General features: G+C 39.3%; 24 protein-coding genes and 1 tRNA gene. 18 read left to right on the top strand and 7 right to left on the bottom strand.

Annotated elements, in window-relative coordinates; genetic code table 11:
• The first annotated feature begins 105 nt into the window (after positions 1-105).
• Entirely contained in the window at positions 106-660 is a 555-nt protein-coding gene (locus tag ACLCDV_RS12105; RefSeq protein ID WP_317666934.1) for a type 1 glutamine amidotransferase domain-containing protein, read from the top strand.
• Positions 661-747: 87 nt separating this feature from the next.
• On the top strand, positions 748-999 hold the full coding sequence (locus ACLCDV_RS12100; RefSeq protein WP_411973823.1) for a Rho termination factor N-terminal domain-containing protein: 252 nt from the start codon (positions 748-750) through the stop codon (positions 997-999).
• A 63-nt stretch (positions 1,000-1,062) separates the two neighbouring features.
• Here ACLCDV_RS12100 and ACLCDV_RS12095 read toward each other — a convergent pair whose 3' ends face one another.
• Both ACLCDV_RS12095 and ACLCDV_RS12090 read right to left on the bottom strand, forming a co-directional pair.
• Positions 1,063-1,266, bottom strand: a complete 204-nt coding sequence (locus tag ACLCDV_RS12095) for a hypothetical protein (protein ID WP_317666936.1) — start codon at positions 1,264-1,266, stop codon at positions 1,063-1,065.
• 24 nt (positions 1,267-1,290) lie between these two features.
• The gene (locus tag ACLCDV_RS12090; RefSeq protein ID WP_317666937.1) at positions 1,291-1,947 is read right to left on the bottom strand and encodes a response regulator transcription factor; all 657 of its coding nucleotides are present in this window, start codon (positions 1,945-1,947) and stop codon (positions 1,291-1,293) included.
• A gap of 213 nt (positions 1,948-2,160) precedes the next feature.
• On the opposite strand from ACLCDV_RS12090, the gene ACLCDV_RS12085 reads away from it, so the two are divergent.
• Positions 2,161-2,376: a hypothetical protein gene (locus ACLCDV_RS12085; RefSeq protein WP_317666938.1), complete on the top strand. Its 216-nt coding sequence runs from the start codon at positions 2,161-2,163 to the stop codon at positions 2,374-2,376.
• Between the two features lie 134 nt (positions 2,377-2,510).
• Here the strand turns inward: ACLCDV_RS12085 and ACLCDV_RS12080 are convergent, their stop codons facing one another.
• Positions 2,511-3,071: a DUF4230 domain-containing protein gene (locus tag ACLCDV_RS12080; protein ID WP_075992545.1), complete on the bottom strand. Its 561-nt coding sequence runs from the start codon at positions 3,069-3,071 to the stop codon at positions 2,511-2,513.
• Positions 3,072-3,272: 201 nt separating this feature from the next.
• Between ACLCDV_RS12080 and ACLCDV_RS12075 the strand changes: the two genes are divergently transcribed.
• Positions 3,273-3,346 (top strand) — tRNA-His (locus ACLCDV_RS12075).
• A 790-nt stretch (positions 3,347-4,136) separates the two neighbouring features.
• Here the strand turns inward: ACLCDV_RS12075 and ACLCDV_RS12070 are convergent.
• Positions 4,137-4,916 (bottom strand): class I SAM-dependent methyltransferase, encoded by a 780-nt coding sequence (locus tag ACLCDV_RS12070; protein ID WP_317666939.1) that lies wholly within the window; start codon positions 4,914-4,916, stop codon positions 4,137-4,139.
• Positions 4,917-5,090: 174 nt separating this feature from the next.
• Between ACLCDV_RS12070 and ACLCDV_RS12065 the strand changes: the two genes are divergently transcribed.
• The 9 genes from ACLCDV_RS12065 to ACLCDV_RS12025 all read left to right on the top strand — a co-directional run bounded on the left by ACLCDV_RS12065 (position 5,091) and on the right by ACLCDV_RS12025 (position 12,101).
• Entirely contained in the window at positions 5,091-6,047 is a 957-nt protein-coding gene (locus ACLCDV_RS12065; protein WP_317666940.1) for a helix-turn-helix domain-containing GNAT family N-acetyltransferase, read from the top strand.
• Positions 6,048-6,199: 152 nt separating this feature from the next.
• On the top strand, positions 6,200-6,733 hold the full coding sequence (locus ACLCDV_RS12060) for a sigma-70 family RNA polymerase sigma factor (RefSeq protein ID WP_317666941.1): 534 nt from the start codon (positions 6,200-6,202) through the stop codon (positions 6,731-6,733).
• The gene (locus ACLCDV_RS12055) at positions 6,714-6,986 is read left to right on the top strand and encodes a hypothetical protein (protein WP_333577200.1); all 273 of its coding nucleotides are present in this window, start codon (positions 6,714-6,716) and stop codon (positions 6,984-6,986) included. The genes ACLCDV_RS12060 and ACLCDV_RS12055 overlap by 20 nt, the downstream gene beginning before the upstream one ends.
• A gap of 12 nt (positions 6,987-6,998) precedes the next feature.
• Positions 6,999-7,688, top strand: coding sequence for an ATP-dependent Clp protease proteolytic subunit (locus ACLCDV_RS12050; RefSeq protein ID WP_333577201.1), 690 nt, complete (start codon positions 6,999-7,001; stop codon positions 7,686-7,688).
• Positions 7,689-7,779: 91 nt separating this feature from the next.
• Complete coding sequence (locus ACLCDV_RS12045; RefSeq protein ID WP_317666944.1) at positions 7,780-8,190, top strand: VOC family protein; 411 nt, start codon at positions 7,780-7,782, stop codon at positions 8,188-8,190.
• Between the two features lie 83 nt (positions 8,191-8,273).
• Complete coding sequence (locus ACLCDV_RS12040; RefSeq protein WP_411973822.1) at positions 8,274-9,374, top strand: DNA alkylation repair protein; 1,101 nt, start codon at positions 8,274-8,276, stop codon at positions 9,372-9,374.
• Between the two features lie 118 nt (positions 9,375-9,492).
• The gene (locus tag ACLCDV_RS12035; RefSeq protein WP_411973821.1) at positions 9,493-11,034 is read left to right on the top strand and encodes a M20/M25/M40 family metallo-hydrolase; all 1,542 of its coding nucleotides are present in this window, start codon (positions 9,493-9,495) and stop codon (positions 11,032-11,034) included.
• A gap of 2 nt (positions 11,035-11,036) precedes the next feature.
• Positions 11,037-11,609 carry a Crp/Fnr family transcriptional regulator gene (locus tag ACLCDV_RS12030; RefSeq protein WP_317666947.1) on the top strand — a complete coding sequence of 191 codons (573 nt, stop codon included), beginning with the start codon at positions 11,037-11,039 and terminating at the stop codon, positions 11,607-11,609.
• 75 nt (positions 11,610-11,684) lie between these two features.
• A complete protein-coding gene (locus tag ACLCDV_RS12025) occupies positions 11,685-12,101 on the top strand; it encodes a hypothetical protein (protein ID WP_317666948.1) in 417 nt (138 codons plus the stop codon).
• A gap of 120 nt (positions 12,102-12,221) precedes the next feature.
• Here ACLCDV_RS12025 and ACLCDV_RS12020 read toward each other — a convergent pair whose 3' ends face one another.
• Together ACLCDV_RS12020 and ACLCDV_RS12015 are read right to left on the bottom strand one after the other, a co-directional pair.
• The gene (locus ACLCDV_RS12020; RefSeq protein ID WP_317666949.1) at positions 12,222-12,950 is read right to left on the bottom strand and encodes a CPBP family intramembrane glutamic endopeptidase; all 729 of its coding nucleotides are present in this window, start codon (positions 12,948-12,950) and stop codon (positions 12,222-12,224) included.
• 289 nt (positions 12,951-13,239) lie between these two features.
• Positions 13,240-13,698, bottom strand: coding sequence for a hypothetical protein (locus ACLCDV_RS12015; protein ID WP_411973820.1), 459 nt, complete (start codon positions 13,696-13,698; stop codon positions 13,240-13,242).
• A 325-nt stretch (positions 13,699-14,023) separates the two neighbouring features.
• On the opposite strand from ACLCDV_RS12015, the gene ACLCDV_RS12010 reads away from it, so the two are divergent.
• The 3 genes from ACLCDV_RS12010 (at position 14,024) to ACLCDV_RS12000 (ending at position 18,173) form a co-directional block, all read left to right on the top strand.
• Entirely contained in the window at positions 14,024-15,166 is a 1,143-nt protein-coding gene (locus ACLCDV_RS12010; protein ID WP_411973819.1) for a serine hydrolase domain-containing protein, read from the top strand.
• Between the two features lie 289 nt (positions 15,167-15,455).
• Complete coding sequence (locus ACLCDV_RS12005; RefSeq protein ID WP_411973818.1) at positions 15,456-16,898, top strand: glycoside hydrolase; 1,443 nt, start codon at positions 15,456-15,458, stop codon at positions 16,896-16,898.
• 555 nt (positions 16,899-17,453) lie between these two features.
• Positions 17,454-18,173 (top strand): DUF3575 domain-containing protein, encoded by a 720-nt coding sequence (locus ACLCDV_RS12000; RefSeq protein ID WP_317666953.1) that lies wholly within the window; start codon positions 17,454-17,456, stop codon positions 18,171-18,173.
• A 309-nt stretch (positions 18,174-18,482) separates the two neighbouring features.
• Here ACLCDV_RS12000 and ACLCDV_RS11995 read toward each other — a convergent pair whose 3' ends face one another.
• Entirely contained in the window at positions 18,483-19,166 is a 684-nt protein-coding gene (locus tag ACLCDV_RS11995; RefSeq protein ID WP_317666954.1) for a response regulator transcription factor, read from the bottom strand.
• Positions 19,167-19,416: 250 nt separating this feature from the next.
• On the opposite strand from ACLCDV_RS11995, the gene ACLCDV_RS11990 reads away from it, so the two are divergent.
• Entirely contained in the window at positions 19,417-19,605 is a 189-nt protein-coding gene (locus ACLCDV_RS11990) for a hypothetical protein (protein WP_317666955.1), read from the top strand.
• 38 nt (positions 19,606-19,643) lie between these two features.
• Complete coding sequence (locus tag ACLCDV_RS11985; RefSeq protein ID WP_411973817.1) at positions 19,644-21,128, top strand: hypothetical protein; 1,485 nt, start codon at positions 19,644-19,646, stop codon at positions 21,126-21,128.
• Positions 21,129-21,218 lie beyond the last annotated feature (90 nt).

Raw genomic sequence — 21,218 nt, 5'->3', positions numbered from 1 at the left:
TGAATTGGCAAAAACCAGCTCGAAGGTAATTTATATCAAACCTTCGTAAGTTTAGATCCGTTCCCTTTAAGAACACAAAACATATAATACAAACAAACTTTAGATATGGAAAATTTAAAAAATAAGCGGATTGCCATATTGGTAGCAGATGGATTTGAAGAAATTGAATTGACCAGCCCCAGAGAAGCGCTGGAAAATGCAGGTGCCAAAACGGACATTATATCACCCGCTAAAGGAAAAGTTCGCGCAAAAAATGGTGATGAGTGGTCAAATGATTATCCTGTCGATGTTGCTCTTCAGGAGGCAGAAGAGGATAAGTACGATGGCTTGCTGCTGCCCGGTGGAGTCATAAGCCCCGATAAATTGAGAACCAATAAAACGGTTATTGCTTTAATCAATGCTTTTTGGGAACGCAATAAACCGATCGCGGCGATTTGTCACGGTCCACAATTACTTATTAATGCGGATTTGGTACGTGATAGAAAAATAACGTCAATCGAAGCCATTCAAATGGACCTCATTAATGCTGGCGCATTATGGGAAGACAGCGAAGTCGTCGTTGACGATAAACTTATTACGAGCCGCACGCCCGACGATTTACCCGCTTTTAATAAAGCCATGATCAAAGCATTTGCTATGGAAAAAAAGAACAAAGCGTAATAGTACCGTTCAATAACGTATTAAAACGAACAACCTTTTGTGCATATAACATGTTCAGCATATAAGTAACAAATAAAACAGAACATTATGAATACAACAAAAAGTTCAAGCCAGACGACTGCCAAAGGACAATCGAAGGGCAACAGCGCCAACAAAGAAAAAAAATCAGCTCCATCAATTGCTAAAAACGCTTCTGCGGCTAAAGGTTCACAAAATGGAAGCTCAGAAAAAACCAAAGTTGAGCTCTTGGAAATGGCAAAGAAAATGGATATCACGGGACGTCATGATATGACAAAAGATGAACTTATTAAAGCCATCGAAAAACAGGGCAAAAAATAGAACCGATTTTTTACAGAAGGGTTCGGCCAACATAAAAAGACCCGCAGCAAATGCGGGTCTTTTTTATTTCTTCTTTTCCTTGGGCCTATCAGCAGGGTCATTGGGCATGTCATTGAGCTGATCCACCTGCGGGTCTACACCAGCCTCGGCATCTCCTTGATCCTTATCGTTTACATCCCAAAGTGCCTCCCCGTCCACTCCTAGCTTAACCTTTTTCTTTTTTTCCATTTCGGTCCCGACAACGCGGTTTTCATTCTTTGTAGCCATATTTCTCTATTTTTTGTTTTTTAATTAATGTAAAAGCATATGATGAAAACCAAATCGGACAAGGCCCGCGGTGTTTTTTGTATTGGTTTTCTCAATAAGTTTTTGTCGATGTCCTTCTACGGTACGTTTGCTCAAAAAAATACGCTCAGCAATTTCACCGTTGGTGTATCCCTCAGCGATCAGTCTCAATACGTGCAATTCCCGTTCTGAAATATCATATTTTAACAAAATCCGACTAAGGTCAGGAACCCTATCCGCATAGTTTTTATACGCATGAAGACAGGAAACACCTAAGGAACCACTGATATATTTCTCTCCTTTAAAAACTTGCCGAATACCAAAAAGTACCTCTTCACAACTACTATCTTTCACTAAATAGCCATCTGCACCGGCATGCAATGCATCTGCGGCGATATGTTTGTCATTTTCCATCGTCAACGCAAGGATTTTTATATCTGGGTAGTTTTGTTTGGCAAATTTAATGAGGGGTATCCCTCCCATTTTGCCCATATTGATATCAGTAAGGATCATATCCGGTCGATGATTGATTTTTAAAACATCCAAGGCTGCCTCAGCACTTTCAACATCAGCCAAAACAGCGATATCATCTTGCGTTTCCAAAATCAGCCGAAAACCACTCCTTACCAGATGATGGTCGTCGACAAGCAGTATCTGAATCATATCTATCTGTTTAATGAACTTATTTACTCATAGGAACAGCACTCAATTGTAAAAAGTTTTTTACAACATAATTCATCTAAAAAATAAGAATATAAGGTTGGATTCCTTTTTATATCATAATAGCTAATTTGAAAATCCAAAACCATTTTTATTTGACCTTTGTTCTTCGGCTGAGCGTATGCAGCAATATGCTATCATTAAACAATAAATAATATGAAAAACCCAACAAACTTAATTGCCGTCGGTCTAATTTGCTTAGCAGCCTATGGATGTAATGGCGTTAAAACTGATGATCAAAAGTCAAAGGAACTGATGCGGGACTCCGTTCCCAACGATACCACGACTATACAATATCGCGATACCACATCTGCAGAATCCCGTGGAGAAATCCCGCCAACACCACAGCCCGATACATCGACAAAAAAGTAAAACGAATATAACTTGGCTATTGTTCTTAACGTGATAATAGTTTGATTATGAGATCCTCGTCCTGAGGTGTCTGGACATTAGATTTATTGTAGAGAGCTAGACAATGTTAACATTGCCTAGCTTTTTTGTTGGATTTATTCGAAAGTCAGATTGATTTTTGAAAACCCCAATCCCTGTAAGAGCGGTTTAAACACGGTTGTTGCGTTGGCCTTGGTTTGCTGCAGAATATCTGACTTCTTAACATCATCAGCAACAGCTTTTTCCGCCGCTTTGTAAGCTTCATCCACAAGCTCTGCTTCGCGCAAGAACGCCATTTTGGTATCATAGACTTTGGATGCTTCATGATCGATCTTAATGTAGCAGATTTCTGGAGCCGGCAATTTGATGGAAACCGAATCTCCTACAACCTTGATATCTTCCGGATTAAGTTTTGTAAGGTTCACACAGCCTACAGCATCTGCTTTGACGATTAACAATACGCTTGCATCCGGCAAAAACGTATTCACGTTTTTATGCTCCACAACATCGCTATAGCGGTATTTGACCAATTCCAGTTTTCCCATTGCTTCAATGCGATCCACCAACAACTGATGTTTGCTTTCCACTGCCGGTCCGCTGTTATATTTTTTATACACGAACCAAGCGCCCACTGCCAAAATGGCTACGATAATTAAAAATTTTAAAAATTTTCCCATAAACTATAGTATACAAATTAAAGACCAAGCTGCTTCTTTAGGCATTTAACCTGAAAATATTACCTAGATATTATCTCCAGGGTCGCTAAACGGGCATGCTTGAAAATTATACCTTTTGATAGACAATTGTTTAGTCAAAAAGTTTAAAAAACATTTGGAACATATAAGCTATAATACTACTTTTGTGACATCAAAATCACGGTAGGTATAGCTCAGTTGGTTAGAGCACTAGATTGTGGTTCTAGGGGTCGTCGGTTCGAGCCCGATTACTTACCCAAAAGGCAGATTAAATGATCTGCCTTTTTTGTTTTCTTGTAAGTCCTTGTTAATCTAATCTTTTAGATTAACAACTAAACTGGTCCGTACGATTCTAAGTTTTCGCCGGTAAATTTTTCTGGAGAAATGAAGGGCGACATATTGCAACTACAATTTGCCCTATCGTAATAAAACAAAGCTAATCATTAGTCCGTTGGTTCGTTATCCTAATCACTCCATTTGTTTACAAATTTATTGATCAACAAGGCAAGTATTTTTTCATTTGTCCAATATACAAACATGAAGTCCACTATAATTTTGACGCTCATATATCAACAGCATGCACATACTTAAATCTTTTCTAAAAGGAAAGCTGAACTAAACTCTGAGGATCTGCGTCGGAAAATCGAAATAGAACATTGTATTGCGGCGGGACCATCCAACATTAACACAATAGAATCTATGCGTATTAAAAAGGATAAGCTACAAATCAATTAAATATTGCAGTTAAATATTGCAGTGCTCAAGGAATAAATGAACATATATTATAGCGTAAAGAAACTTACCCACTCCGGTGGAACTTGACGGATTCTTGGAAACCGGAGCGAGGTAAGTATATTTTTAGTAGATGTAATTTGTGTTACATTACAAATTTAATCTATTGAAGCTTACAAAATGTTACCATAATCATTCCTTCAGTATACAAATTCAACTATTTTATAATTTTTTAGGAAAGAAATACGTTTTAAGCGTCTTTTTCAGCTAACAACACAATACACATGAACGAAAAGATGCTATCTCCACAGACTATTAACGCCACATAAACCCGCCAATACGGAAAAAACGGAGCAACTTGTTGATCATGGTCAAAGCAGGTTTCTTAATCTTCCATTTTAATCCATCGAATCCTGTGGGAGCCGCATTGAAATCTTTCACTGTCGCCGCCCCTGTTTTCATATGTATTGGCGCTTCATCCCTTCGATGCTTCTCCACGACCAAGATGCTATCATAGTAGTGTAGGGAACTTACCGAACGCGTAAATCCATTGACCTTCAATCCACGTTGCTCGGAATGGTAAGCATTGATGTAATCAATAAAATTTTTACTGTATTCAATAAAAGTACCGTTCCTTTTATGGCCACCGCCGTAAAATACCTGATAAGAGGTATGCAAATCTTCACAAAGATATACACCATTATCTTTCACATGATCAAAAAGCTCCTCAAATGTCACAATTTGTTGTTTCATCGTATGACCACCATCATCAATCAATATATCGATCGGCGGAATGGATTCCTTTACCTTGCGCAGGAACTTCCGGTCCGACTGTGAACCAATAAATATCTCTACATTTTCTTCTTCGAGTTCCTTACAGTGCGGATTGATGTCAATACCGTAAATTTTCGCACGATCACCAAAATAGTTCTTCCACATCTGAAGACTGCCGCCCTGAAAAACCCCAACTTCCAACACCACGATCTCTTTGCCTTTGAAACGACTAAAGTGTCTATCGTATACATCGAAATAATGCATCCATTTATTAATTAGCTTCGCATCATTATTTCGGAAATAAGTTTCTAACTCGTTCATATCCTTTGGTCTAATTTAAGGGGTTCTGGTTTTTTATGGTTTGAATTTATTGAAATATAACGAAAAAAGCAACCATATATTTTTGTTTTAACAGAATTTTAAAATTTAAATTTTACAACATTTAAATTATTTTTCTACATTTACATAACTGGTTATATAATTACTTATAATACGATGGAACTATTTGAAAAAACAGGAAAAATAGCATTAGGCAGCAGATTGCGCTACATGGCTTCAAATATCACAGAAGAGGCCGCCCGATTACATGAGCTTTATCAGATTGATTTTGCGCCCAAGTGGTTTCCCGTTTTCTTTATCTTGTCTGAGGGTGATTCAAAAACAATTACCGATATAGCAACAGAGATTGGCCATTCCCAGCCATCAGTCACTAAAATCGTCAAAGAAATGATCAACGCAGGTCTTGTAGAGGATAACCTTCGCTCTGTAGATAAACGGCGAAATATGGTTGGATTGACCGATAAAGGAAAAATGCTTTGGGAAAGAATGAAAATTCAATGCATCGATATCGATCGCGCCATAGATGGGATTATCCAGGAAGCCACGCACAATCTATGGGAAGCTTTAGCTGAATGGGAATTTCTCCTTGAACAAAAATCCTTGCTGAAACGCGTTCAGGAACAAAAGAAAATACGTGAAAGTAAGGATGTCAACATTGTTCCATACAATTCAACATACCGCCGGGCATTTAAGTCTTTGAATGAGGAATGGATTTCTACCTATTTTGAAATGGAAGAAACTGACCATAAAGCACTTGACAACCCCGAGGAGTATATTTTGGCAAAAGGGGGTAAAATTATGGTTGCTCTTTATAACGATGAACCTGTAGGTGTATGCTCACTTATTAAAATGAATCATCCCGATTTTGACTATGAATTGGCAAAAATGGCGGTATCCCCAACAGTGCAAGGCAAAAGTATAGGCTACCTTTTGGGAAGAGCAATTATTGAAGAAGCAAAAACCTTAGGGGCTTCAAAACTGTTTCTCGAGAGCAACACCATTTTAAAACCTGCAATCAATCTCTATTACAAGTTGGGGTTCCAAAAGATTAGCGGCTATCCAAGTCCTTATCAACGATGTAATATCCAGATGGAACTGAATTTAAAAAAATAGCCCTGAGCAGCGGAAACATAAACTGGAATAAGCGAACTCGAATAAGCGAATGAATGCTTCCCAAAAAAGGGAAGCATTTTTGTTTAACTAATTTTTCAAATAAAAGGTGATACTTTTCGCTAAATTGGTACATGTCTATAAATGATATTGCTATGCAACAATTGATCAATTCAAATCGAACAATAGACCGACAGGTGCTCTTTATGAACTTGTATAAAACTACATTTCCCATCGTGGCTAAGTATATCAGTCGCACGGGTGGTAATTTGGATGAAGCCAAAGATGTATTTCAGGACGCTTTGCTGGTGTATTATGAAAAGATTCTTTTAACAGCAGCACCACTAAACAACGATATTGGCTATTTGGTTGGAACAGCCAAAAATCTATGGTTAAAACGGTATGGTCAATCCAGTCCAAATCTTCCCCTAGATCAAGTGGATATTGCTTTGACAACCGAAGAGTCTCCTTCTAGCACAAGGCTTTTTCGTTTTTTGGAGACTGCTGGGCGTAAATGTTTAGAACTCTTGAAAAGCTTTTATTATGATCAAATGTCACTGCAGGAAATTGCAGATGAATATGGCTATTCGGGAGCAAGGAGCGCCACTGTTCAAAAATTTAAATGCCTGGAGAAAGTTAGAGAATCCGTTAAACAAAAATCCCTGGTTTATGATGACTTCATGGAATGAAACCCAGCAGATAGAAGCGTATATCTTTGGAATAGCTGAGCCGGAAGATGCACTGCTTTTTGAAGCGAAATTGGCGTTGGACGAAGAGTTGGCAGACAAGGTTATTGCCCAACAAAAAGCTTATGCAGCTATTCGGCAATTCGGGCGTAAACAAGTGAAAATGGAAATTGAAGCCATAACGCAGGCATTATTTACACATCCCGAACATGTCTCTTTTAGAAAAAAAATAATAAAGTTATTTAGCAAATTCTAAATTCCTAACATCATGACGATTGACAAAAATGAGTTCCGCAAATTTGCGGTAGGGCATTGTTATGTCCAAAAAGATCTGGTAGATCATTATATTTCAGGTATCGAGCAGTCACGCATTCCGCTGGCCATGACGCCGTATATCACCGAAGAACGCGAATTGCGCGTATCGCAGATGGACGTATTTTCCAGATTGATGATTGACCGTATTATCTTTATGGGCGCTGCTGTAGAATCCAACATCGCCAATATCGTACAAGCCCAGCTGTTATTCCTTCAATCTGTTGACCCAAAAAAAGATATACAACTGTATATCAACTCTCCCGGAGGCGAAGTTTACGCGGGATTAGGTATTTATGATACGATGCAATTGATCAGCCCGGATGTTGCAACGATCTGTACCGGCATGGCACTCTCCTTTGGTGCGATATTACTCTGCGGCGGTGCTGCCGGCAAACGTAGCGCGCTGGAACACGCACGGGTGATGCTTCATCAGCCGCTTGGCGGTGTTCAGGGACAGGCTTCGGACATCGAAATTACGGCCAATCAAGTACTGAAAATCAAGAAAGAGCTGTACGATATTATTGCCAAACACAGTGGACAGAGTTATCAACGTGTACATGATGTCAGCGACCGGGATCACTGGATGGTTGCTGCAGAAGCCAAAGAATTTGGAATTATTGACGACGTATTAATCTCGCGATGATAAGCAAATTTATGGACAATTTCGAACGGGCTATTGACAAACTATTGTCAATAGCCCGTTTAACTTTGTTATCAATAAAATTTATATCAGCATGAAACTAACATCCATTCGACTGATTGCAAACGACATTCAGCAGTCCGTCAGATTCTATGAAGAAATCCTTGGGCTCACCGCACAATGGTTTACACCAGATTTTGCCGAGCTTTCCACCAGTTCGATTACCCTAGCTATAGGAAGTACTCGCACGATGCAAATGTTTAGTGACAGCCTCACTACTTTTGGCAACATGGCCCCCATTATTATTGAATTTTTAGTTGAAAATGTAGATCATGAATATATTCGGATCAAAAATAGTGCTTCAAAAATCATTCAGGAACCGACAACAATGCCTTGGGGTAATCGCTCATTGCTTTTTTGTGATCCCGATGGTAACATGCTTAACTTTTTCACTCCGCTGAGCCCTGAGGCGATCAAAAAATTTGGCGTAGAAGCCACGAACTAATCCGCTCACATGACAAGATACTAAAGTCTAAAAAATAGTATCTTGTCTTCATTAATCGAAATTTAACAGCTATTGTTCAGCTCATGGCCCTTATTAAAGATATATATACACGGGAATTTTATCAGTTTATTGCCGATCAGTTCCACCGCGTTGACAACAATTTTAACAGAGAACAGTTTATCAAACGCATTTTTTCAGACAGTTTTCATGAAATGGAATGGAAACAGCGTACAAAACACAGCACAGCGGTCTTGCACGAATTTATGCCGGCATCTTTTCCCGAAGCAGCAGCCTTACTAACACAAGTGGTGGAACAGTTCCTAGAAACGAAGCTTCCGGGAGGCCTTGAATATGTTATTTTTCCGGACTATATAGAAACTTACGGTATCGGAGATTTTGAAACAGCTGTACAGTCATTTGAAATCGTCACGAGATTTATAACCTGCGAATTTGCCGTTCGTCCATTTATTATCAACTATGGATCTCGTATGATCGCGGAAATGGAAAGATGGTCTAAAAGCCCACATTCTCAGGTTCGACGCCTTGCAAGTGAAGGATCGAGGCCCCGACTCCCCTGGGCGATGGCAATTCCATCGTTAAAAAACGACCCTTCCCCTATCCTGCCCATCCTCCAAAACCTCCATAATGACCCATCCGAGAGCGTCAGAAGAAGTGTAGCCAACAATCTCAACGATATTGCCAAAGATCATCCCCATCTCGTTCTGACTATTGCCCAGCAATGGAATGGCATCAGTAAAAATACAGATGCCATCATCAAACATGGCTGCCGCACCTTACTCAAACAAGGGCATCCAGCGATTCTAAACTTTTATGGACTGGATAGTAGTGATTTTCATATTAGGAATCTCAGCATCCATACACCGGCGGTTAAAATAGGTGAACACCTTATTTTTTCCTTTGAAATTGAGAATGGAAGCAGCAGCGCCAGGTCATTACGTTTGGAGTATGGATTATATTATCAAAAGTCAAATGGTCAGCTATCTCGAAAGGTTTTTAAAATTAGCGAACGAACTTATCAGGGGGCCGAAATAAACCGTATCGAGCGAAAGCAATCTTTTAAATTGATTACTACCCGAAAATTCTATGCAGGGAAACATAGAATTTCAATTATCGTTAATGGGCAAGAAACGGTTCAACAGGAATTTGAGCTATTGCACAATTAACGGAAAATAAGAAACAAACGAAGGGCTTTCGTGTTCTACTAGAAACAACAGGATATGCGCTGGATAAGTTATTTCCAGCGTATATATGGTAAGTTCTTATACTGATATGAAGTCTGTTATGAAGAAAATTCTCTTAATCTTTTTTGTCTTACTTATCCTATTTATCATTGCGCTTCTAATTAGAACGCTGACTTACCCGTTTACCCGTGTCAAAAAATCTGCTGCAGCGTCTGTGCAACCAGCGATCAATGATAGCATTGTTGCCCGATTTGCCGGCGGCATCAAAATAGCCACAATCTCTATCGGCGACTCGACATTATTTAATCATGTTCCTTTTGAAGAACTTAATACTTACATCAGGCACAATTTTCCACTGATCTATCGCTCCCTGGAAACCTATACCGTCAATGGCCATGCGTTAGTCATTCGACTCAAGGGAAGCGACAATAGCTTACTTCCGCTACTCTTTCTTTCGCATATGGATGTGGTTCCTCCCGGTTCTGCTGCTATAAAAAACAACGATTCAACGCTATTTCAGCCTAGAGACCAGGCAATACCGCCGGTTAGTGAAATAGCCGAAGAATGGGACTATGCACCTTTTTCGGGGGCAGTAGCCAAGGGCCGCATTTATGGCCGCGGAGCCTTAGAAATGAAAGGCGTGCTCTTCTCCTTACTTGAAGCTACGGAACAGTTGGTTCGAGAACAGGTACAGCCCAAGCGGGATATCTACCTCGCTTTTGGTTTTGATGAAGAAGTTGGTGGCGTACGGGGCGCGGCCAAAATCGCAGACTACTTCAAAGAAAAGGGCCTTAAATTCGAAGCCGTTTATGACGAGGGTGGACTCATTCTGGAGAAGGGCTCGGTCAAGGGAATCAGCTCCGATGTAGCTTTGATCGGTTGCGCGGAGAAGGGATTTTTATCCCTGAAAATTAAGGTTAAAGGTCTCGGTGGGCACTCTTCGATGCCGCCAACAACGAGTGCAATTGGTAAAGCAGCAGTCATCATGCAGCGCTTAGAAAATCACCAGATGAAAGCACAGATCAGCCCTATTATCCAAAACTTTTTTCAACAGGTCGGTGGTAGTATGCCTTTTACCTCCCGTTTTGCGATCGCTAATCGCTGGATTATGGAGCCTTTACTTCTGGCTCAACTAACGAAAAACCATTCGACTAATGCCCTCGTGCGAACAACTACAGCACTGACGATGATGAAGGGCAGCGATGCCCCCAATGTACTTTCACCTGAAGTTGAATTTGTCGTCAATTTTAGGCTATTGCCTGAAAACACCCTACAGGAAGTTCGGGATCATGTCGAGCAGGCTACAAGCGGGTTTGATGTTGAGATCGAACAGGTCGACAATGCCCGAGAAGCATCCAAAGTCTCACCAACAGACGTTAAAGCCTATAATATGATGGAAGCTTCAATCCGCAGGCTGTACCCTGATCTTATTGTTACGCCTTATTTGACCGTTGGCGGAACCGACGCTATCAAATACCAAAATCTCAGTGATCATATTTATCGCTTTATGCCCATTAAAATTAATCACGCTGAACAGCAGAGTATGCATAGTACCAATGAATACATTAGCATTGAAAACTACCTAAAGATGATAGACTATTTTTACTACATTATGCGCCACTACGACGATGAAACCGTTTAACCATGGACAATCTCCGAAATTACATTCACGCACTGGTTGATTTTTCGACGGATAGCTGGCACTTACTACAGCCAACATTGACATTGCGCAACTTCAAAAAAAATGATTTGCTGCTAGAACAGGGTAAAGTTTGCAATTCGCTCTTTTTTATCGATAAAGGCTATTGTAGAAGTTATTATGTTATAGACGGAACCGTCAAAAACATCGGATTCTTCTTTGAAAACGATATTGCCACCAACATTCAAAGTTTTGGCAGCGGCAAGAAATCAGAATTTAACATTGTTGCTTGTGAGAACTTAACGGCCATTATTTTCGATAAGACAAAACTCTTTGAACTCGCAATGAAAGTCACGGAAATAGAGCGGTTGGGACGGCATTGCATCAGGCAGTTTGCCTCGCGACAGGAAGAGTTTGCTAATCTATTTATATGCTATTCGGCTGCTGAACGGTTGTCTTATCTAGAAAGAAAATACCCTGAAATCCTACAACGTGTGCCCCTTTCTCAATTGGCTTCCTTTTTGGGGGTAGCTCGAGAAACCCTAAGCAGAATTCGTCGAAGAAGGCTAAACTCTTGACATTATGTGACGATTGTCACAGGTTAGAATAATTTCATTTTAGGAACTTTGTGTAATTAAACAAAGATAAAAGATATGAAAACAGGTAATAATGCACTCTTGGATTTTGAAAAATTTATGGCTGCCCGGTTAAAAGCCTCAACAGATTTTGTGGAAGGCCATTTTGACTCCCTAAAAGATATTTCTGTCTCAAATGAGCCTGCAACAATTTTTCCACCCAATGGAATATACATTTCTGGAGTATCCCAGGTCAATGATTTTAATCGAAAAGGAGCTTCCAATTTTCTTCCGCGTGCACAAAACAAATTTGAAGTGATCCATCAAGATGCAAGCGATACGCTAGCCTACTGGACGGGTATACAACGTTCGTCCGTCAACGTAAAAGGGCAAGATACCGTGGTGATTTTCAATCTCAGAATCACCGAAATCTTCAGAAAAGAGCAGGGTATCTGGAAACTTATGCATCGACATGCCGATAAACTTGCCGAATAGTCTAAATGGCCTAGGGAGCAGCAGTTTATTTATAGATCGCTATGCTGTATATCCTCTGCTCCTTACGGTCAGTACTCAAAATTGATCGGCTGTGTGCAGCAATGGTCATCTAGCAATTCCCTACGATTTGAGTCCAGCCTCGCTGGTTGATCCCTTGAATTTCTTGTTCCAAAAAAGCAATAAAATAATAAACAGTATAAATAATAACAGGGTGACTAAATTTGTCTTCCCCAACAGTGCGTGCAAAGTTGCTGGAGCTATAATTGAATTGGTTCTTATGGTGGAGAAAGTCAATACAAATGAAAAGACAATACACAAAAGCACAAATCCGGCAAAGCCACCAAATTGGCTGAAATTATCAAAAATTAAAAGATGCCAAATCGCCCAAAACATTCCCGTTATCACACTTTTAATGGGCCATTTTATTTCACCTAGACTGTCATTCAAATAGCCCCGCCAAGTAAATTCCTCCATGATATCATACAGCAATGTAAACAGGCAGAACAACAGTGCCCAAACGTGCTCATCGACACCGTAATTATTTTTGAATCCATAAATACCATATCCTGCGAATAAAAAGAATGGAAACAAAAGTGACTTTGTTTTATTAGGGCCAAAAAGTGTAACGGTGGAAACGACTTTTGACAAAGCATAAAAAAATGCCGAGATAATCAGAATCATAAATCCGTGATTCATATTCCAGGGCAATGGAAAACTGAAAACATCTTTCATAGCCATCTGGAAAATATTAGGAAGCTTCCGTATGGCAAAAGTTCCCACCATCAGCAATACGTAAAATAATGCGATATGCAACCAATTCGTCTTTTTTATGCTTTCAATAATATTCATACACTATTTATTAGTCTATTGTCCCTATAGCAACTGTTCTTTGTTTAGTAACGGCTACAAAATTTGAAGTCGCGAACTTCCAAAAAAACCACGAAAGCAGGTTTGCATTCAAAAGTAGAAATTAATCGGCATTAAAGCCATTCACGTATTTTTTTTGTGCACAAAATCCACGTCAAAAAACCATAGAGCAGAATTGGTAAGATATACATCTCCAAAGGATATGGCTGTAGAATTGGATTGAACTCCACTAAAATTTTGGCCTCCCTGCTGCTTTGCAAGAGCATGTACATCAAGATAGAAAAAACCATGGATGAGGAACTTGCAAAAAAGAGTGTGAGCAGTAGGACAGTAATGTGTAGGTATCCGGTAGCTCTTTGAAATATTTGATCGGATATACCAGTGCAGGAAAAAGATTATAGCCTTTAAATACAATGAGGATACCTGTAAAAAATGAGATCCGCACGATACTTCTTTTGACCACTTGTGCCCTGGGCGTATCAAATCTACCGGTAATAGCCCATTGTTCTTTGGTTTTTATTGTATCAAAATTAGTCTCTTTTTCCGCTTCTCGCTGGTTAAGCACATATCTTGCTGCTGTCAACTCCTCGGTGGTCAACTGTCGACCTTTTAATTCAATCTCGGCAGCTTCAAGCACAGAAGGCTCATAGTGATCGGGATTGTCTACCACAGACAACAACTGATCCGTCGACCAAGTTTTATAAAGTTCAGCAAAATTATTTTCGGACATTGGCTTTCATTGCTATATTGTTCTCGTTCAGAGAGAAATAAATCACGATATTTCTAAAATAAATTTATAGAAACATACACTATAAATCAAGCCTAAATACACGACAAAATTTGTCTATAAAACACATAAATAAGAACAATATTCCAACAGGGCTACCGTCGCTTCATAAACTAAGCTTTGCCATATTTACAGTAATAATTTGTATCTTTCAGTAACAATTTGGTACATACAATTGATACATGCCACAAGGTGATAAGTAATCGAAAGGCTTCTCCAAATACCCACGATAGATACCAACATCAACAGTACTAAAACGTTTATGAATATGTTGTCAAAATCCTTCACAATTCTTTTAGGCACCTTATTGCTACTACATAGTCCTTCACTAAAAGGACAGTATCTTGAATCCGTTAAAACTGACAATAAACTAAAAACTTGGCTCGATACCACTATCAATCAACTGGCTACAGATTACCTCTCGAACGAACACACCTACAGTGTATCGATCGGAATTTATACCAAGGGAAAAAAAATCGCATACAACTACAGTAAAGAAAAGCTACCAAAGGCCAATAACTATTACAACGTTGGATCGGTAGCGAAAACCTTTGTAGCCGCTTTACTTGCACAAGCAGTCATTGAGAAGAAAATCAACCTAGATGACGATATCCGTAAATACTTACCCGGAAACTATCCCAATTTGCAATACGACGGCCATGGAATCCTTGTTAAGCATCTTGCAAATCATACTTCAGCACTTCCAAAGACTTTCAGATTGCTTTCTACCAAAGTTGCCGATAGTTTAAAGAGACTCACTATTCCACAACAGGTAGACTACCTTGGAAATTATAGTCGTGACAGCCTATTCAACGACCTGAGGAAAGCCGAGCTGGACAGTACTCCAGGCACAAAATTCAGCTACAATAGCATGGCTGTAATGGTACTTGTTGCGCTGTTGGAAAATAGCTATAAGAATTCCTATGAACATCTTATCAGCGCATATCTGAAGAGGCACCTTGGCATGTACCATACAATCCCCTACCTGAATGAGTTGCAAAAAAACGACATTGTACAAGGCCATAATAATAAAGGTCAGCCTGTTCCATTTGCCAATTTGAGGGGATTTTACTTTGGTCCAACAATGAATTCAACGATCAATGATATGTTAACCTACATCGAAGCCAACCTCAAATTAAAGGATAAAGCCCTTCGTCTAACACATCAACTGACCTATGGAAAAGACAATGGATTTGGTATGGGGCTCGGTTGGATGATCAATCGTGATGAACGTGGTGCCCGCTATTTCTATCACGATGGGAATACTAAAATAGGCTATAATACCTTATGTGTGCTGTATCCGACATACAATTATGGCATCATCATTATTGTCAACGATACCGTTGATCAACACATGGTGGGTGAACTTGAAAATGCCATCAGACATCAGTTTTTAATGCGTAATCAATGACAAGTTTAATCTCCATCTTCGGCAGAAAAGAAGGGGTAAAATTAAGTCACCATTAAAAAAATATGTACTTATGTTTAAATCAATAAAAAATAAAATTAAAACAATAAGAGTAATAATAAATTATCCCAAAATTTTATTAATTTTCGGAAACTAACCAATGTGGAAATCGGTGAATGTTTATTTTTTTAACTAAAGAAAGGAGGCAAACAAAACAACGACGATGAGAACCGCTTGAAAAACCAAGCACAATTAAATTAATGATTCATTCACAAATCTTAAAAACTAAGTTATGTTAAAATTAACCAGTCGCTGGAACAGACTTTATACTGTTTTCGCCGTAGTTTCCACATTTTCTATTTTTAGCTGCCAAAAAAATTCTTTGACTCTTGAGAATCCAGAGGCACAACTTAACAAAAAAGCTGCAGTATCCGCGCAAGCAGGAGCTACAATTGCAACATTGAATTGGGATCAAACCTATCAAAAGATTGATGGATTTGGTGCATTCGGAGGTCGGATTGTTCCATTCTTTGAATCCGCAAAAAGAGATAGTATCCTGGATTATTTATGGGGAGGCAGTGGGTTGAAACTGAATATCCTTCGTGGTAAGGTACTTCATACCTACCCTTTTAACCAACAGACCAAGGTCGTTACCATTAAACCTGCAGGAGTTTCGATTGACGTGGATCCCAATAGTGCAACATATCAGAATTTGACAGCAGACGAAAAAGAACAGCTTGGGCAGGTCTGGATCATCAAAAAAGCGAAAGAACGCTATGAAGTCCCCTTCGTTATGGCAAGTACATGGACTCCACCATTATACATGAAGACCAATACGAGCAGTATTTCCGGGAAATGGTTTAATGGACTTAATTTTAATACCTCTTCAACAGCTTTTGCACGCTATTTGACTGGATTTGTAAAATCATTTCAGAATGAAGGCATCACCATCAATGCTATCTCCCCATCAAATGAACCTGAAAATGTCTTTTCAGACTGGGATGCTTCTTATTGGAACTCCTCCCATTTGGGACAATTTATTACCAACAATCTACGTCCTGAATTAAACAGCGCTGGTCTGCAATCGACCAAGATTATATCTTCTGAAAATGCGGCCTGGGGAACTGCCGATAATTTCCTTTCCGGCATGGACAGAAGCAAAGTCGACATCCTTGCAGGACATGGCTACGTTGAGATCAGTGGGATTATTTCTGGACAACGTGGATTTAACCAGAGTCCTTCCATGTGGAATTTTAGTATTGGTGGCAAACCAATGTGGGTAACAGAAGCTTCAGATGACGGTGGGAATTATGACAGCGGCATTGAAGGCGGCCTCAAACTGGCGGTTAACATGCATAAACTTCTTGCAGATTGTAATGCCAATGCGTATGTGTTTTGGTTAGGTATGTTAGCTTTTCAAAATAATGAAGCACTCATATGCACAAAAAGTGATGGTTCTTTGGAATTTCCAAAAACGTATGATGTGATGGGACACTATTCCAGGTTTATCAAAGCAGGTTATATGCGAATCAATGTAGCGGTTCAAAATGCAAATGGCTTATTGATTTCAGCTTACAAAGATCCCCAAACAGGAAAGTTTGCATTGGTTGTCACCAACACGGGAACCGCAGCAGTTCCATTGGATATCAACCTTACGGGTTTTGCAAGCGGCGCATTGAACAATTACCAAACCACCGCAAGCAGTTCGGGCATTGGGGTAATGTCGGCGCTGTAAATCCGAATAGCTCAGGTGTCTATTCGTTAATAGTACCCGCTAAAAGTATAAGCACTTTAGAAGGCAATAAACTCTAATCTGTTAATTACACTGAAGGAGTAATTTCCTTCAGTGTATGATTTAAAGTCTGACAATCAGCTCGTCATAAAATCTTTGCGCATCTCCCCGTTCATTACTTCATTTTTTCCGACTTCAGTTTTGTGGCATCTTCGAATACCGTCATTTTTATGAATGTAAATAATATCATCCTATAAAGTAAATACAAATTGATCGGTATGTGAACCGTGCGACTTTCATCCTTGTGTTTCTCAAAAGAACTGTGTCATAAACTGAAGGGATATTTTAGCAAACACAAAAATGTTTACGGCTGCTAAAAATAAAAATTTAACAGAAATTTAAACAACAAAATCAACTTAACCATCGTTCCTTAAAACAATTCAATTCCAAACCATTAGAAGATATAATGTTTAAAAAACAAATTCTACGCCTTGGCTTTTCTTTAGTAATTAAAGATATATTCGACTATCTTTACAACCTGACTTTTGGAAAACTACCATGAAATTACACTACTTTGCCATGCTTACCTTTGGGTTATGCGCTATCACTGGGTTAAAGGCCCAAGAAAAACCTAATTTGATCAAACTAAATATTTGGCCCCTAACTGTTGGTAATGTTTCACTGGAATACGAAAGGTCGCTCAATGAACATCTATCGCTCAATGGAACGGTAAGCTATCGTCCCAGTTCCAATCTACCCTTTAAATCGCTCTGGGATTCCGCCTTTGACGATCGCAACAACATTTTAGGCGAAGCCAAATTAGGAGCTTTTTCCATCACACCAGAAGTACGCTTCTACGTCAGTAATAAAGAATTACTTAAGGGATTCTATATCGCACCATTTGTCAAATACGCCAATTACAACGTTCACACCAAAATTACCGTCGATGAATCGAGCTATCACAGAGAAGTGTCCATATCCGGTGCCTTAAATGCTTTTACAGGAGGTGTGGCTGTCGGTAGCCAGTGGAAAATCGGCCAAGACATCTACTTGGATTGGCGTATTATTGGTCCAAATTATGGGTTCAATAAGGGAACATTTGAAGGGAGAACACCACTAAATGGAGATGAGCAACGTGAAGTAAAAAAACAGCTGGATGAATTTGACAGTAATCTCTTGAAAATCAAAAAAGAAGTGAATGCTGAAGGTGTAACAATAAACACCAGCGGACCTTTTGCAGGTATTCGAACCGCTTTATCTTTTGGTTACCATTTTTAATTAAATAATCCTCCCTTCTACGCATCATTCGTTCCAAGTAAGCGATTGGTGCGCTTTAATCAATAGTATTCACTAAGAATACATTATGCCATTTTCATCCAAGCTTCAAAAAGAAATTTGTTTACATTATGGATCTCATGAAATATCTATTTTTGCTCTGATCTTGTCCGCCAAACATAAACTAGATCAGATCTTTGTAGAGAGCCCTTATTCCAAAAGGAATTACTTGAATCAACTTTATCAATTGTATATTGACAATAAATACAGTAATCATAATACCTCCCATAATACCTCCGGTATGCAATGTTTTTAAATTAAATTATGCTCACGGGCGTATTTAAGCATTTGTCCTATCGTTTGACAATCTGCTTTTGCCATCATCTTCCTACGATGTGCAACGACTGTGTGTGGACTCAAAAAGGTTTTTGAAGCAGTTTCGGCCACGCTATAACCCTCTGAAAAGTATTGTAATACTTCAATCTCCCGGGTAGTAAATGTTTTAATCTTCTTACCGTGCGTAGACAGGATACGTTCAAATTCCTCACATATATATACTTCTTTTTTCTTTATCGCCTCAAAGCAAGCCAAGACTTCACTTAATTCACAAGATTTACTTAGGATACCTTCTGGACGATATTGAAGGATACTCGATATTACGACAGGAGCCGTTGCTCCAGTCAAAAAGATGACCTTTGCATCTCCATTTATACGCCTGATTTCAGTTAATAATGAAAGGCCATTTTCATTTGGAAGATAGTAATCCAAAAAAACAAACAAATACCGCTTCCCGAAAGCGCGCAAAAATTGAAGGAATTCAGATCCTTGACTAAAGGATTGAACCAAATCTATTCCACATTCCCGTTTTAACAAGAGTGCGAAAGAAAAAGCAACTATTTTCTGGTCATCTAGGATAACAGCATGGCTAGCGATTTTCATAAGTATGGCTTGTCTAATTAAACTAGTAAGACAAATATAATTATTTAAAACAACCATAAAACACTGTTTTGCAAGCATGTAGACATACAACTACAAACATAACATGTTCCTGTTATATCCAGTCTAAAACATCCCATAAACATGCTATATCACGATCGAATGTAATGTAAGACCGCAATAAAATGCGTCTTTTACACTGAAATTTAAATACGCCATATCAGCTAACGTCTCGCGCATTAGCCCATGTAATAAGCCATTGGCTGACGAAAGAACTATAAAAATATTTCAACTTATAAATTACATTGTTATGAAAAAGAAACTTTTTAAATCTCCGACTGGCAAACAAGCCTACCAGGTCCCTCAGATTCAAATGACTGTCGTTTTATTGGAAAATGGCATTGCTGCTGGTTCAAATGGTAATACTTCTGGGGATGTAAAACAAACCTGGGACAACGAAGAATCACAAACTCAAAGTAAAAGTGACGGCTGGTGGTAGTCCCCCAATTCACTATCAATTAACCAAAAAGAAGAAAAATGAAAAATCAATTTATTCAATTGCTCAGCTTCCTTGTTATACTTTTCACATCATGTAGCAAAAATGAAAGTAACACAGCTGTTGAGACAGATGGCAATGTTAGCGTGAAAATGGGTGGAGTCTCTTTCTCCGATGAAAATACTGACCCTCAATTAAAATTATCAACCAGCAAAAGTTTAAATAGCGTACTTTCAAACATTCAGGAATCCATTGTTCCATTTAATAATGAACTTTCGGTATTAGCTACCTTGGCACCAGAGGCCGCTATTTCATCGAACGCATTACGTGCGTCAACAGGACTTAAAATGGCAACAACACCTGTTTCGTTAGGTGCAGGTGCCAAATATGCCATTGCGGTTTATAATGCAGCAGGAAATTATGTCAAAGATACAGGAATTTTAACATATTCGACCAGTGGTACAAATTGGAATCTCTCGCTTCCTGCAGGTCCTTATACTTTTGTTGCTATCGCAGTGGCAAATGGCCAGGTGTTCCCTTCAATTAACTTTAATCAGGCACTAGCGAACATTACCTTTAATGTGACTGGCGCAGATACAGACCTCTTATGGAAAAAATTACCCGTCACCGTAATTGCTAACCAAACACTATCTGTTGACGTTATCTTGAGTCACCTATTTACACAAGTACAGGCCACTTTAGAAAGTACATCTGCCAATGTGGTTGGCAATATCACATCCATGACCAGTAGTACAATCTCTCCTAATTATGGTACAGCTTCTGTTAAATTGACCGATGGTCTGTTCACCCAAGGTGGCTCGTCGGTAGCTCGTAACGTCGTATTTAGTGGTACAGGTGTTCTATGGACAAGTAATGCGGCACTTATTCTTACCGAAGGAACGACGACCGGTAAAGTTAATTTTGGAACAGTGTCCCTAAACTCCACACAAAATGGCGTACGTTCTGGAACAATAGATTTATCGAATCTAAGCTTACAAAAAGGGGTAAAATACACTTTAAAACTTCGCTTAGTACCTAAAGGTGCAATCGATGTACCTACCTCCAATTACTACTGGAGTTCAGCCAATTTGACTGGCACTTCACCCATCACAATCGCATCCGCGCAATACATAAAAGGAAGCGTTTATGGAGGAAACGGATCGGCAACATATTGTGAAGGTGCTTTAGGCACCGGATGGCGAACAGCTACGCAAACGGAATATCAGTCATTGATTAATATGGGTACCGCTAGAGGTAGCTACAATGGACAGACAGGCTGGTTTCTAGGAACATCCGTCGTGCCAACCACCAATAAAGATAATTATATGTTCCTGCCTGACAATGCTTTTGTTCGCTCATCATCAGGAAGCAACAATATCCCTACTGGCGCCCTAGGTGTCTATTGGGCGAGTGCGACAGTTCAAGGGAACTCTAAACCTGCACTGGTATTAACAGCGACAGGTGTTTCAATCGTAGATATACATCAAAATAACCAAGTCGGTATACGTTGTGTAAAAAGCAAATAAGCGACCGTCTATAATCACAAAAACCACGGACCACTATGAGATCAATCGATCCCATAGAGGTCTTCTTTTAATATCATAAGACGACCTTAT

The sequence above is a fragment of the Sphingobacterium sp. Lzh-3 genome, from assembly GCF_046764375.1.
In the GTDB taxonomy this organism is placed as follows: domain Bacteria; phylum Bacteroidota; class Bacteroidia; order Sphingobacteriales; family Sphingobacteriaceae; genus Sphingobacterium.
The sequence above is the reverse complement of the archived record's forward strand: the minus strand, read 5'-3'. Positions and strand labels throughout refer to the sequence as shown.